The 13,561-nt window shown below is 36.2% G+C and carries 14 protein-coding genes; 13 read left to right on the top strand and 1 reads right to left on the bottom strand.

Going from position 1 to position 13,561, the window contains the following annotated elements; all coding sequences use genetic code 11:
* The first annotated feature begins 62 nt into the window (after positions 1-62).
* Both ypjB and RCG20_RS04120 read left to right on the top strand, forming a co-directional pair.
* Positions 63-857, top strand: a complete 795-nt coding sequence (gene ypjB, locus RCG20_RS04125; protein ID WP_308182973.1) for a sporulation protein YpjB — start codon at positions 63-65, stop codon at positions 855-857.
* A 59-nt stretch (positions 858-916) separates the two neighbouring features.
* A complete protein-coding gene (locus RCG20_RS04120; RefSeq protein WP_308182972.1) occupies positions 917-1,597 on the top strand; it encodes a zinc metallopeptidase in 681 nt (226 codons plus the stop codon).
* Positions 1,598-1,634: 37 nt separating this feature from the next.
* Here RCG20_RS04120 and RCG20_RS04115 read toward each other — a convergent pair whose 3' ends face one another.
* Positions 1,635-2,507, bottom strand: a complete 873-nt coding sequence (locus RCG20_RS04115; RefSeq protein WP_308182971.1) for a YitT family protein — start codon at positions 2,505-2,507, stop codon at positions 1,635-1,637.
* 165 nt (positions 2,508-2,672) lie between these two features.
* Between RCG20_RS04115 and RCG20_RS04110 the strand changes: the two genes are divergently transcribed.
* The 11 genes from RCG20_RS04110 (at position 2,673) to dinG (ending at position 13,556) form a co-directional block, all read left to right on the top strand.
* Positions 2,673-3,035, top strand: a complete 363-nt coding sequence (locus RCG20_RS04110; RefSeq protein WP_308182969.1) for a nucleotide pyrophosphohydrolase — start codon at positions 2,673-2,675, stop codon at positions 3,033-3,035.
* A gap of 6 nt (positions 3,036-3,041) precedes the next feature.
* On the top strand, positions 3,042-3,842 hold the full coding sequence (gene dapB / locus RCG20_RS04105; RefSeq protein WP_308182968.1) for a 4-hydroxy-tetrahydrodipicolinate reductase: 801 nt from the start codon (positions 3,042-3,044) through the stop codon (positions 3,840-3,842).
* Between the two features lie 11 nt (positions 3,843-3,853).
* Complete coding sequence (mgsA, locus tag RCG20_RS04100; RefSeq protein ID WP_308182967.1) at positions 3,854-4,276, top strand: methylglyoxal synthase; 423 nt, start codon at positions 3,854-3,856, stop codon at positions 4,274-4,276.
* Positions 4,266-4,970, top strand: coding sequence for a bacillithiol biosynthesis deacetylase BshB1 (gene bshB1 / locus RCG20_RS04095; RefSeq protein ID WP_308184287.1), 705 nt, complete (start codon positions 4,266-4,268; stop codon positions 4,968-4,970). The genes mgsA and bshB1 overlap by 11 nt, the downstream gene beginning before the upstream one ends.
* Positions 4,971-4,972: 2 nt before the next feature.
* A complete protein-coding gene (bshA, locus tag RCG20_RS04090; protein WP_308182964.1) occupies positions 4,973-6,118 on the top strand; it encodes an N-acetyl-alpha-D-glucosaminyl L-malate synthase BshA in 1,146 nt (381 codons plus the stop codon).
* The gene (locus RCG20_RS04085; RefSeq protein ID WP_308182962.1) at positions 6,111-7,310 is read left to right on the top strand and encodes a CCA tRNA nucleotidyltransferase; all 1,200 of its coding nucleotides are present in this window, start codon (positions 6,111-6,113) and stop codon (positions 7,308-7,310) included. Before bshA ends, RCG20_RS04085 begins: the two co-directional genes overlap by 8 nt.
* The gene (locus RCG20_RS04080; protein ID WP_308182961.1) at positions 7,295-8,275 is read left to right on the top strand and encodes a biotin--[acetyl-CoA-carboxylase] ligase; all 981 of its coding nucleotides are present in this window, start codon (positions 7,295-7,297) and stop codon (positions 8,273-8,275) included. The genes RCG20_RS04085 and RCG20_RS04080 overlap by 16 nt, the downstream gene beginning before the upstream one ends.
* Positions 8,276-8,522: 247 nt before the next feature.
* The gene (gene panB / locus RCG20_RS04075) at positions 8,523-9,359 is read left to right on the top strand and encodes a 3-methyl-2-oxobutanoate hydroxymethyltransferase (RefSeq protein WP_308182960.1); all 837 of its coding nucleotides are present in this window, start codon (positions 8,523-8,525) and stop codon (positions 9,357-9,359) included.
* Positions 9,356-10,204 carry a pantoate--beta-alanine ligase gene (gene panC / locus RCG20_RS04070; protein WP_308182959.1) on the top strand — a complete coding sequence of 283 codons (849 nt, stop codon included), beginning with the start codon at positions 9,356-9,358 and terminating at the stop codon, positions 10,202-10,204. Before panB ends, panC begins: the two co-directional genes overlap by 4 nt.
* A 23-nt stretch (positions 10,205-10,227) precedes the next feature.
* Positions 10,228-10,611: an aspartate 1-decarboxylase gene (gene panD / locus RCG20_RS04065; RefSeq protein WP_308182958.1), complete on the top strand. Its 384-nt coding sequence runs from the start codon at positions 10,228-10,230 to the stop codon at positions 10,609-10,611.
* A 143-nt stretch (positions 10,612-10,754) separates the two neighbouring features.
* Complete coding sequence (gene dinG / locus RCG20_RS04060; RefSeq protein ID WP_308182957.1) at positions 10,755-13,556, top strand: ATP-dependent DNA helicase DinG; 2,802 nt, start codon at positions 10,755-10,757, stop codon at positions 13,554-13,556.
* Positions 13,557-13,561: the final 5 nt, after the last annotated feature.

Here is a 13,561-nt window from a genome sequence, read left to right as displayed (position 1 = left end):
AATATGGTCTATCCTTGTCCCCCCTTTCATACATTTTAGTAGTAATGAAAGGGGGGACAAGTGTGAAGGTGAAATGGATTCTATTATTTATAATTGTAATTTTGTTGGCTCCCATTAATGCATTTGCGGAAAAACTATCACCAATAGATAAACTTGATGAAATTTCTGATGAGGCTCTTTTAATGGTTAAGTATGAACGATACGATGATGCGAAGAAATTACTTGATTATTTTTCGAACCAATTTGCTAGTCTTACAGGGAATGAACGGTCCTTTACAATGGATCAATTACGAATTGTGACTAATTCCCATGATGAAGCATTGGAAGCAACGGTAAGTCAAAATATGAAATATGAAGAAAGATTAAATAAATTAACCAAATTTCGTCTTGTAATGGATGCAGTTGCTACAACCCGCCAGCCCTTATGGATTGGAATGGAAGATAAGATACTATCTACCTTTCATCAAGCTGAAGATGCCGCGAAAAATGGTAATAAGGATGCGTTCAATACATGTTTAAATTCTTTTTTAAATTTATATAATGTGATATACCCAAGTATGAAAATTGATGTACCAATTGAAAATATACAAAAAGTAGATGCACGTATAAATTTTATAGACCAATATCGCTCCCAAATGGTGGGAAATGCAGAAAATATAAAAGAACTTGATCGGTTAGAAGTAGATTTAAAGAAGCTTTTTAATGATATGGATGAGGATCAGGCAGATCCATCATTATGGTGGGTAATCATTTCAACTGGGAGTATCATTATAATGACATTATCGTATGTTGGATGGAGAAAGTATAAAGGCGATAAAGAAATGAAGAAGAATCGTTCTAGGGATTTAAAAGATTGACACTTTTGTTCAACATAACTACAATGAATAGCAACTAGAGTAGAACGGGAGGGTTCATTATGTATTATCTTGTTTACTTTGCGATTATCATTCTGATTCCTTTATGGGCGCAATCAAGGGTGAAAAGTACTTTTGCAAAATATTCCCGGGTACCTTCTTCAACCAGTCGAAGAGGTGCAGAGGTCGCAAGGGAAATATTAAATGCGAATGGTTTATATCATGTTAGCATCGAAGAAAGAAGAGGCCTTTTAAGCGATCATTACGATCCAAGATCGAAAACAGTTCGTTTATCTTCAGAAATTTACCATGGCCATTCTATTGCAGCAGCTGCTGTTGCTTCACATGAATGTGGCCATGCAATTCAAGATTCAGAAGGATATGCCTTTTTACGATTCCGTCATGCATTGGTTCCGGTTGCAAATATCGGATCTAATTTTTCATGGATTCTCATTATGATCGGAATTTTTATCCATTTAAGTGGCGCCGTGTTATTGGGGATCATCTTTATGGCAGGCGCAGTACTCTTTCAAGTTATTACACTGCCTGTAGAACTAAATGCTTCAAATCGTGCTATGGATCAAGTGGTTTCTCTTGGATTAATTCGTAGTGCTGAAGAAAGAGAAACAAGAAAAGTATTAAATGCAGCCGCACTGACTTATGTAGCAGCTGCTGCGGTAGCTGTCCTGGAGTTAGTTAGACTTATCCTTATCTATACTGGAATGAGTAGAAATAACGACTAAATTAAAAGGCGATTTCCACTGGAAATCGCCTTTTAATTTAGTTTTCGATCGGCTTTTTATTTTCATCAAGTGTAAATCCTTCGCCGTGGACGTCGTGAACAATCGTAATGGATACAAAAGCATGGGGATCTACAGAGGTGATAAGATTTTTCAAACGGACAATTTCATTTTTTCCAACTACACAATAGAGGACTTCTCGTTCATTTTTTGTGAAAGATCCATACCCTTTTAAAACGGTGACACCACGATCCATTTCGTCCATGATCTTTTGGGCTATCCTCTCATTTTCCTCCGAAATAATCATGGCGCCCCTTGCGGCATAGGCACCCTCCTGCATAAAGTCAATCACTCTAGCCCCAACGAAGACAGCAACAAGCGTGTACATAGCTTGCTTATAGTTTAGGTATGTAATAAGTGACAAAGTGATAACACATACGTCAAATATGAACATTGTTTTTCCCATGGACCACCCTAAGTATTTATGTGCAAGTCTTGCAATAATATCAACTCCACCAGTTGTACCACCGAATCGGAAAATAATGCCCAATCCGATTCCTGTAAAAACACCGGCAAATAAAGCCGCCAAAGTCATATCATTGTTTAGTGGCATATGGAGCATATTTCTTTGGAAAATCCATAGAAAAAGGGAAACGCTAACAGTTCCTAAAAGGGTGTAAAAAAAGGCATTTCTACCGAGCAACTTCCAACCGATGAAAAAGAGAGGAATATTTAATAGTAAATTTGTATAAGAAGGATCCCATTTGAACATGAAATATAAAAGAAGGGTAATCCCAGTAACGCCGCCTTCAGCCAATTTGTTTTGCATGTTAAAATGGACAAGTCCAAATGACATAATAGCAGCTCCAATTACGATAAATAAAACGTTCTTCCATTTTAGACTAAAAGCCATTATTCTACCGCCCTTTACATATTTTTCTTTTAATTGGCGGTTCTAATTATATAGAATAAATAAGGGATGAGCAATCCAAGAAGGTAATATAGACGAAAATATTTGTAAATCATTCATAATTTAGCTAACATTAAAAATGGCGATACTAAGATGATGAAATAGATAATGGTTGAGGTGAGAAATGTGGCAGACAGCAAGACAATGAAAGACCTTCAAGTAGAAGTAGATACATATATTAGTCAGTTTAAAGAAGGCTATTTTAGTCCATTAGCCATGCTAGCGAGAATGACAGAAGAGGTCGGTGAATTGGCCCGTGAAATTAACCATTATTACGGTGAAAAGCCAAAGAAATCAACTGAAGGAGAAAAATTGATTTCTGAAGAGATGGGAGACATCCTCTTCGTCTTAATCTGCTTCGCTAATTCATTAAATATTGATTTAACCGATGCCCATGATTATATTATGAATAAATTTAATACACGGGATAAGGATCGGTGGACAAAAATAAATCCAAGTAATGTGGAGTGAAAAAATGTGAAAACGATAAAAATTATTATTGCTGGTCCACGTGGCCGTATGGGAAGAGAAGCGGTAAAGCTTGTATGCAGTACAGATCATTTTGAACTAAAGGCCGTTGTCGATCATAAACATGATGGCATGAAATTAAGTGATTTAGAAGGCTTCCCACAATTAGATATACCCATTTTCATGGATTTAGAAAAATGCCTTCAAGATATTGAAGCAGATGTTTTAATTGACTTAACAACACCAGAAGTTGGTATGGTTCATGCTAAAACGGCTCTTGAATATAATGTTCGCCCTGTTGTGGGAACAACTGGATTTTCTAAAGAAGATTTGGAAGAATTACAAGCGATTTGTCAGGAAAAAGAATTGGGTTGTATAATTGCACCTAACTTTGCAATTGGTGCTGTTTTAATGATGAAATTTTCGCAAATAGCCGCAAGGTATTTTACCGATATTGAAATTATTGAAATGCATCACGATCAAAAACTGGACGCTCCGTCAGGCACAGCTATTAAAACAGCAGAAATGATTTCGTCTGTTCGAAGTACAAAAAAACAAGGGCATCCAGGTGAAAAAGAAACGGTAACAGGTGCAAGAGGAGCAGATTACCAAGGAATGCATATCCATTCTGTTCGTTTGCCAGGTTTAATTGCCCACCAACAAGTATTATTTGGTAGCGATGGCCAAACTTTGACCATACGTCATGATTCCTATAACCGAGGTTCATTTATGTCAGGTGTGAAAGTTGCTGTTGAAACCATTATGAATGTTAATACCTTTATATATGGACTAGAAAATATTTTAGAATAGGAGCAATAAAAATGAATATTGCCTTAATAGCCCATGATGAAAAGAAGGACCAGCTAGTTCAATTTTCAACTGCTTATCAAACTATTTTTTCTAAACATACTTTATTCGCAACAGGAACTACAGGGCTTCGCATTAGCGAAGCAACAGGTTTAGAAATACATCGCTTTAATTCAGGACCACTTGGAGGAGATCAACAAATCGGGGCCATGATTGCAAAAAATGAAATGGATGCCATTTTCTTTTTTCGTGACCCGCTAACGGCACAGCCCCATGAACCTGATGTGACAGCACTTGTACGGTTATGTGATGTCTATTCCATACCATTAGCTACTAATATGGGGACGGCTGAATTATTAATAAGGGGTTTAGAACTTGGGCTTTTAGAATGGAGAAAGTTTGTTGGAAAGAGCAGTGATAAAACCGATGGACAGTAATTTACATATTCTTGCGTTTGGAGCCCATGCTGATGATGTCGAAATTGGTATGGGTGGAACAATAGCAAAATTTACAGCTCTAGGAAAGAAAATAGGCATCTGTGATTTAACTGATTCTGATTTATCATCAAATGGAAATGTAGAAACGAGAAAAAAAGAAGCTTCTAATGCTGCCAGTATTCTTGGAGTCGACGAACGATCTTCATTAGGTCTACCTGACAGAGGGTTATATCTGAGAGAAGAATACATTAGAAAAATTGCAGAAGTAATAAGAAAATACCGTCCGAACGTTGTGTTCGCGCCTTTTTTTGAAGATCGGCATCCCGATCATGGAAATTGCGCTCGCCTTGTCGAGGAGGCGGTTTTTTCTGCTGGAATAAGAAAATTTAAAACTCGGGGACAATTACCGTTTCGTGTTGAAAAAATATATTTTTATATGATTAATGGATTCCATAAACCTGATTTTCTCATCGATATTTCGTCTTATATGGATAAAAAAATAGAGGCTTTAAATGCATATAAAAGCCAATTTGAAAAGACTGAACAGAGTTTCGCAACACCTCTTGTAAATGGGTACATTGAAACGGTTGAAGCACGGGAAAAACTTTATGGGAAACAGGTTGGGGTTGATTTTGCAGAAGGCTTTAAAACAAAAAACCTTATCCTATTGAATCGTGATCTGTTAGGAGAGTAATAATGAAGAAACTAAAGATTGGAATTACATGCTATCCAACTGTAGGCGGGTCAGGGGTAGTTGCGACAGAACTTGGTAAAATGCTCGCCGAGAGGGGTCATGAAATTCATTTTATTTCATCTAGCCTCCCCTTTCGTTTGAAAAAAATGTACCATAATATTTATTACCATCAAGTGGAGGTAAATCAATATTCTGTTTTTCAGTATCCACCATATGATATTGCCCTTGCAAGTAAAATGGCAGAAGTCGTTAATAGGGAAAAATTAGACCTACTCCATGTACACTATGCAATTCCACATGCTGTTTGCGCCATTTTAGCAAAACAAATGTGCAACAGAGATTTAAAAGTTGTCACCACACTCCATGGAACAGATATTACCGTCCTTGGCTATGATCCTTCTTTGATCGCTGCAATTAAATTTGGAATTGAAAAGTCAGATGTTGTTACGGCTGTGTCTAACTCATTAATTGAACAGACCTATGAATTAATCAACCCTGATAAACCAATCGAGACAGTCTATAACTTTATTGATGAACGAGTTTATCAAAAAAGTGATGCATCACATTTACGCGAGGAGTTCGAGATTAAAGAAACTGAAAAGGTAGTAATTCATGTTTCTAATTTTAGACCTGTTAAACGAGTACGGGATGTTGTAAAAACGTTTGCTAAAATTGCAGAAGCCATGCCAGCAAAATTATTGCTTGTTGGGGATGGTCCAGAGGTTTCAGTAGTGTGTAAACTTGTGAAAGAATTTGGTCTAAGCGACTCTGTCCTCTTTTTAGGAAAGCAGGAAAATCTTGAAGAATTATACTCGATTAGCGATTTGATGCTCCTTTTATCAGAAAAGGAGAGCTTTGGACTTGTCGCTCTTGAAGCAATGGCATGCGGGGTTCCGTGTATCGGAACAAATGTAGGCGGACTTCCTGAAGTGATTTCAGATGGTGAAACAGGTTATATTTGTGAATTGGGGAATATCGATGATATTGCTAGTAAAGCGATTTCGATTTTAAGTGATAAAAACCTTCATCATTTATTTTCCGAGCAATCTATTAAAAAAGTCAGTATGAAATTTCGGGCCCAAACAATTGTTGAAGAATACGAGAAGCTCTATTTTATGCTAGTGGATAAAGGTGAAATTTATGATTGAGCCCTTTTTAACGGCAGTACCCGTCTTGAAAGCACTTGAAAATGCAGGATTTATTGCATATTTTGTTGGTGGTTCAGTTAGGGATTATATTCTTCATAAGTCTATTCATGATGTTGATATTGCCACTTCTGCAACTCCAAAGGAAATCAAAAAGATTTTTTCAAAAACGGTTGATATTGGAATAGAACACGGAACCATTCTTGTTTTATACAAGAATGCCTCATATGAAATTACAACTTTTAGGACTGAAGAGGAATACGTTGATTTTCGTAGGCCCAAAGGTGTTGCCTTTATAAGGTCCTTAAATGAAGATTTAAAACGTAGGGATTTTACCATGAATGCGATTGCCATGGACATAAACGGCAGGCTCATTGATCCATTTAAAGGGCAATTAGCCATTTCTGAAAAGCGAATTGAAACAGTTGGCAAAGCCGAGGATCGTTTTCAAGAAGATGCATTAAGAATGATGAGAGCAGTTAGGTTTATGAGCCAGCTTTCTTTTAAAATAGAAAACAAAACAGTAGAGGCTTTATCAAATCTATCCCACCTGCTCGAGAATATTGCTGTTGAGCGGAAAAGAGCTGAATTTGAGAAACTTCTAACTGGAAGTGATCGAAGAAAAGCCCTACGAATGATGATTGATGCGAATATGTTTTTATATTTGCCTGGCTTAAGAGAACAAAAGGACTCTATTGAGACACTTCTATCCTATGATTGTGAAAATCTAAATGTAAACGAAATGTGGTCATTATTTATTTATTGTTTAGGATATAAAGGGAAATTAATTGAGAATTTTTTAAGAGAGTGGAAACTTCCAATAAAACAAATAAAGGAAATTCAACATATTTTGCATTATCTTTATCAAAGGTTCGAGAAAGAATGGGGCAAGTATGATCTTTATTTAGCAAAAAAGGAAACTATTTATTCAGTTGAAACTATTTTTAATACTCTCAAAGATAGGAAAGACCACGGATCTATTGATATGTTTATGAATATGTATCATTTGCTTCCGATGAAGCATCGGTCTGAAATGGATGTAACTGGTCGTGATTTAATGGATTGGTTTACTAAATTAGGCGGACCTTGGGTAAATGAAATGATTATTGCAATTGAACAGGCAATTTTAGAGGGAAAAGTAGAAAATAAAAAAACGGAAATAAAGGAGTGGCTATTGAAGTGCAATCAGATATAAGAAAAGAATTGCTGGATGCCTTCACGGATGCCGGTGAAACATACCTTTCAGGACAAAATTTAGCAGAATTAATTGGTTGTTCCAGAACAGCAGTTTGGAAGCATATAGAGGAGTTACGAAAAGAGGGTTTTCAATTAGAAGCAGTGAAAAGAAAAGGCTATCGAATTTTAAAAACACCGGAAATGGTGACAGCGGACGAGATACGACTAGGGCTTAAGACGAATTTTATTGGGAAAAACATTCATTATGAAGAAAGTGTCGAATCAACACAGAAAATAGCGCACCGACTTGTCTATGAGGATGTACCTGAAGGAACAGTTGTGATTGCTGAAGAGCAAGTTTCTGGAAGAGGGAGAATGGACCGAAAATGGTATTCACCAAAATACACGGGAATTTGGATGAGTCTTATTCTTAAACCCAATATACCACTTTCAAAAGCACCTCAGTTAACGCTTTTAGCCGCTGTTTCAGTCGTTCAAGCGATTGAAGACTTGACAGACCTTAATCCAGAAATAAAATGGCCAAATGATATTCTTTTGAATGGTAAAAAAGTAACAGGCATTTTAACAGAGCTACAGGCTGAATCTGATCGAATTCACTCCATTATTATCGGTATGGGTATCAATGTTAATCAAAAATTAGCAGATTTTCCACTAGATCTACAGAAAACAGCAAGTTCGCTTATGATTGAAAACGGAAGCGAAGTTTCACGTGCAACCTTAATTAAAGGAATCTTTACCCAGTTTGAAAAAATGTATTTACTCTATTTAGCTGAGGGTTTTTTTCCGATTAAGCTTCTTTGGGAAAGTTATGCTACCGGTATCGGAAAACAGATAAAAGCTCGAACATTATTGGGAACCATTGAAGGAAGGGCGCTTGGAATAACTGATGAAGGGGTTTTACAAATCGAAGATCATGCAGGAACTATTCATCAGGTATATTCTGCAGATATTGAACTTTCTTAAGTAAATGCTAGCCTATTTTCTTGTTTCTTTGTTATACTGTTTTTGGGCGGTATCTTTGTGAGCTGCACCTTGTAATAATTCACAAAATAATTTAAAAAGTTTCTGCCTAGATCCGTTGGACGGACCGGGACAGAGGGATGAAACAAGCAAAAGAGTAACCAAGATCCTCTGCCTTCAGAAGGATCTTTTTGTTTGCTCAAAACCGTTTTATTTCCTCTCTCCCTTTCTAATTAAAGGAGGGAAAAAGATGAAGCAAACACTTGATTTTATGAAAATGAAAGAAAGAAATGAGAAAATGGTTATGCTGACTGCATATGACTATCCTTCAGCAAATCTTGCGGAAGCAGGGGGAGTTGACTTCATATTAGTTGGCGATTCTTTAGGTATGGTTGTACTAGGTTACGATTCGACCATTCCGGTAACGCTGGAAGATATGATTCACCATACGAAGGCAGTTAAACGTGGGGCTAAAGATACATTTATTATTGTTGATATGCCTTTTCTAACCTATCATTTATCTGTTAAAGATACTTTAAAAAATGCTGGTAGGCTTATTCAAGAAACGGGTGCACATGCGGTGAAAATCGAGGGTGCTGATGATGTGATAGGAAAAATGGCTGCTATCACAAGTGCTGGAATTCCGGTTTGTGCCCATTTAGGTTTAACACCCCAATCAGTGGGAACTCTCGGAGGATATAAGGTTCAAGGGAAAGATAGAGAGGCAGCAAGGAAACTTATTGAGGATGCTATAAAGTGTGAAGCAGCAGGTGCATTTGCGCTGGTTCTAGAATGTGTTCCAAAACAACTTGCAGCGGAAATAACAAAGGCCATTTCAATCCCAGTTATAGGAATTGGAGCAGGTCTTGAAGTTGATGGGCAGGTCCTTGTCTATCATGATATTTTAGGATATGGAGTGAAACGAGTACCAAAATTCGTGAAACAATATACTTCATTAAATCCATTTATTATTGAATCAATTCAAGCTTATGTATCAGATGTAAAAAGCGAACAGTTTCCAGAAGGGCAGCACACTTTTACAATGAATGAAACAGAGCTTTCAGGGCTATATGGAGGTAAAGAATGAAGGTAGTAACAACAATCACAGAAATGCAGTCAGAAATAAATAGACAAAAAGAATTAGGAAAATCAATTGGATTTGTTCCAACAATGGGTTTCCTTCATGAAGGTCATTTAACCCTTATGAAAAAAGCAAGACAAGAGAATGATATTGTCGTTATAAGTATTTTTGTTAATCCGATTCAATTTGGTCCTGGTGAAGACTATGAAACATATCCACGCGATTTTGAAAGAGATCTAGAATTGGCCCAAGGTGAAAAAATAGATTATCTTTTCCACCCATCAGTTGAAGAAATGTATCCACACTCTTCTACTGTAAAAGTAGTGGTTCAAGAGCGCACAGATGTTTTATGTGGAAAATCACGCCCAGGCCATTTCGATGGGGTAGCAACTATTTTAACAAAATTATTTACTATTATGATGCCAACAAGGGCTTACTTTGGTAAAAAGGATGCACAGCAGGTGGCAGTAGTTGAGGGGCTAATCTCAGACTTTCATTTTCCAATTCAACTTGTTCCAGTGGATATTGTAAGGGAAGAGGATGGACTTGCGAAAAGTTCACGAAATGTGAAGTTACTTCATGATGAAAGAAAACAAGCAACCGCTCTTTACAGAAGTTTACAAATTGCACGGGAGACAATTGAAAACGGGGAACGGAATCCAATAAATGTTATTCAATTAATTGAACGACATATAAAAGATGAGACAAGTGGCATTGTAGATTATATCGAAGTTTATAGTTATCCCAGCTTGAACCGATTGGAAAAAATAAAGGGTTCTATAATAATTGCACTTGCAGTTAAATTTTCAAGGGTTCGGTTAATTGATAATGTAATGATGGATGTAAATTAGGAAAATATTTAGGAGGAAGAGCTATGTTTCGCACCATGATGAACGGTAAAATTCATCGGGCAACAGTTACGGAAGCTAATTTGAATTATGTAGGAAGTATAACCATTGATGAAGATCTTTTAGATGCGGTCGGCATGGTTGCTAACGAAAAAGTGGCTATCGTTAATAATAATAATGGAGCTCGTTTGGAAACTTATATCATCCCTGGAAAAAGAGGTAGTGGCGTTATTTGTTTAAATGGAGCAGCTGCCCGTCTTGTTCAACAAGGGGATATTGTTATCATTATCTCTTATGTAATGATCCCAGAGGAAAAAGTACCTCACCACAAACCAAAGGTTGCAATAATGGATGGAAATAATCATATAATAGAAATGATACATTCAGAACCGGCACTTACGATTTTATAATCCCCAATTTTGGGGATTTTTCCTTTCTAGGGAAAGTTAGTATATACTATTTTTAAAAGTCTATTTCTCATTTGCTAGGGATTCTTTTTCTTTTCATCTTTTTGTGGTACCGTTTATGTACAAAGGTTTGAGGTGTTTGTAAAATGTTAAATAAATTTGTTGTAATTGATTTAGAAACAACTGGAAATCTCCCTAAAAAGGGCGAAAAAATTATCCAGTTTGCTGCAGTAGTCATAGAGGATGGAAAAATAACAGAAAAATTTTCATCACTAATCAATCCTCATAAGCCTATTCCGGCCTTTATTGAAGAATTGACCGGATTAAATAATGAGATGGTAGAAGCTGCACCTGTTTTTTCAGAAGTAGCATCTAAAATCGTTTCATTATTAGATGATGCCTATTTTGTCGCCCATAATGTTTTATTTGATTTATCTTTTCTTCAGGAGGAATTGGTACAGGCAGGCCATGAAGGTTTTTATGGTCCTATTTTAGATACAGTTGAATTGGCCAGATTCCTTTACCCAACTGCAGATGGCTATAAATTATCCGATTTGGCTGAAAGGGAGGATTTACAACATGATCGTCCACATCAAGCAGATAGTGATGCACAAGTTACTGCAGAGTTGCTACAGATATTATTAAACAAGCTTGCTTTGATTCCTAATAAGACCCTAGAAGAGCTTATGGTCCTTTCAGGTGGATTAAAAAGTGATATACAACAATTACTTGATGAATTATTAGTAGAAAAAAGAAAAACTATTGAAGAGCTTCCTAAAACGATTGAAATTTTTAATGGAATAGCTTTAAAAAGACATATGCAAAATGTATACCAATCATTAAATAGTGATATGTACCATTACCCTGAAACTGATGAAGAAAAAATAGGAATATTAGATAATGCATTTGATTCGTACAAGAAGAGAATAGGTCAATTCAGGATGATGGACGCCGTTTATCATTCATTCCTTGACAAGAACCATACGTTAATAGAGGCTGGAACAGGAATTGGAAAATCGATTGGCTACCTTTTACCTGCTGCTTATTTTGCAAAAAATAATAGATTTCCCGTAGTAATCAGCACACACACCATTCAGCTTCAAGAACAATTGATGAACAAAGAAATTCCCTTGCTTTCAAAAATCGTTCCATTTAATGTTAAGACAGTTTTATTAAAGGGACGGAACCACTACCTAAATTTGGAGAAGTTTGTTCAATCCTTAAAGGTAGAAGAAGATAATTACGATACGACATTAACAAAAATGCAGATATTAATCTGGCTTATGGAAACAGAAACAGGTGACAAAGATGAATTAAATTTATCTAGTGGTGGCCTACTTTACTGGAATAAAATAAAAAATGAACAACCTATTTTCAGTCAGAATAGAAAGTGGCAGGAAAGGGATTTTTATTTTAGGGCAAGGAAAGAGGCAGAGACTGCGGATATTATCATAACTAATCATTCTCTTTTATTAAGCGATCTTGCGGCTTTTCATCCTATTTTGCCGGATTATGATTATGCGATCATTGATGAAGGACACCATTTAGAAAAGGTAGCCTCTAATTTTTTTGGTTGCTCTTTAGATTACTTAACTGTTCGATTGTTATTAGGACAATTAGGTCTTTATGAGCAAAGGCTGCTTTTTTATAGAGTAGAAGAACTTATAAAAACGATCCAGGTTAAACAGGAAGAAATTATTCCAACATCCGAGCTTAACCAGCTTATCTCGAATTTATTTTATGAAAATGACGAGTTCTTTAAAATGGCTGCCATTCTTGCAAATAAAAAAAATGGAAATGTTAAAGGAATAAAAAGGTTGAAAGTAAAACTTTCTTTAAACGAACAAGAAAGAGAAATGTCTGCACTTGTCCATTGTGCAGAACGATTTGCTTTTTTGCTTAAGGATATAAAACTCCTATTTGAGAAACGAATGGAATTATTTGAAAATGTAAAGGAAACTCTTACATATGACCAAAAAAATCTTCTAGAAGAATTGAATGTTTTCATACTAGAGCTTGACGATTTGAGAGAAAATATTCGGGAAATGATGTTGAGGGATTCAGATTTTGTTAGATGGATTGAAATCGACTTACGCTCTACACAAAATGTAACAACCATTTTTGCCCTACCTGCGTCAATTGCACCTTCGCTTAAAACTGAATTTTTTCAAAAGAAAAAAGGGATTGTGGTTACATCGGCCACCTTGACTGTTAACCAATCATATGAATTTGTGATGAGGGAATTGGGGATTGATCCGATTTCAACAAATACATTAACAATACCATCACCATTCGATTACAAAAACCAGATTCAACTCCTTATCCCAGATGATTTGCCGGAGATTAAATCGGTTTCGGTAGATGATTATGTTGTGGCAATAACAGAGCATCTTATTACAATTGCCGAAGCAACAAGGGGGAGAATGCTTATTCTATTTACTTCCCATGAAATGCTCCGAAAAACATATGATCTGATAAAAGAAAGTGGTTTTTTAGAAGACTTTGCTCTTATTGCTCAGGGGATTACGAGTGGAAGTCGGACAAGACTTACAAGAAATTTCCAAAGATATGAAAAAGCGATTTTGCTTGGTACAAGTAGTTTTTGGGAGGGAATTGATATTCCTGGAGAAGATTTGTCTTGCCTTGTGATTGTCAGACTTCCATTTAGCTCGCCGGAAGAACCATTTACTGAGGCAAAATGTGAATTTGTTAAAAGACAAGGTGGGAATGCCTTTTCTGATTATTCATTGCCTGAAGCTATTTTACGATTTAAGCAGGGATTCGGCCGTTTAATTCGAATGGAAACGGATCGGGGTATTATCGTTATTTTTGATAAACGGATTGTCTCAACTAACTATGGATATGCATTTTTAAAATCAATTCCAGCCATTCCAGTAAAAAATGGCCCAATCAATGAATTAGTTGAAGTCATTCATTCATGGCTTTAAATGGG

This window comes from Neobacillus sp. PS3-40, assembly GCF_030915485.1.
In the GTDB taxonomy this organism is placed as follows: domain Bacteria; phylum Bacillota; class Bacilli; order Bacillales; family Cytobacillaceae; genus JAUZPL01.
This window is presented reverse-complemented; position numbering and strand designations above follow the sequence as displayed.

What these genes read in the sequence shown, in the direction of transcription:
- dinG (WP_308182957.1), top strand. Translation starts at nt 10,755, where the DNA reads ATGTTAAATAAATTTGTTGTAATTGATTTAGAAACAACTGGAAATCTC.
- RCG20_RS04085 (WP_308182962.1), top strand. Translation starts at nt 6,111, where the DNA reads ATGATTGAGCCCTTTTTAACGGCAGTACCCGTCTTGAAAGCACTTGAA.
- bshA (WP_308182964.1), top strand. Translation starts at nt 4,973, where the DNA reads ATGAAGAAACTAAAGATTGGAATTACATGCTATCCAACTGTAGGCGGG.
- RCG20_RS04110 (WP_308182969.1), top strand. Translation starts at nt 2,673, where the DNA reads ATGGTTGAGGTGAGAAATGTGGCAGACAGCAAGACAATGAAAGACCTT.
- panB (WP_308182960.1), top strand. Translation starts at nt 8,523, where the DNA reads ATGAAGCAAACACTTGATTTTATGAAAATGAAAGAAAGAAATGAGAAA.
- mgsA (WP_308182967.1), top strand. Translation starts at nt 3,854, where the DNA reads ATGAATATTGCCTTAATAGCCCATGATGAAAAGAAGGACCAGCTAGTT.
- bshB1 (WP_308184287.1), top strand. Translation starts at nt 4,266, where the DNA reads ATGGACAGTAATTTACATATTCTTGCGTTTGGAGCCCATGCTGATGAT.
- RCG20_RS04120 (WP_308182972.1), top strand. Translation starts at nt 917, where the DNA reads ATGTATTATCTTGTTTACTTTGCGATTATCATTCTGATTCCTTTATGG.
- panD (WP_308182958.1), top strand. Translation starts at nt 10,228, where the DNA reads ATGTTTCGCACCATGATGAACGGTAAAATTCATCGGGCAACAGTTACG.
- RCG20_RS04115 (WP_308182971.1), bottom strand. Translation starts at nt 2,507, where the DNA reads ATGGCTTTTAGTCTAAAATGGAAGAACGTTTTATTTATCGTAATTGGA.
- panC (WP_308182959.1), top strand. Translation starts at nt 9,356, where the DNA reads ATGAAGGTAGTAACAACAATCACAGAAATGCAGTCAGAAATAAATAGA.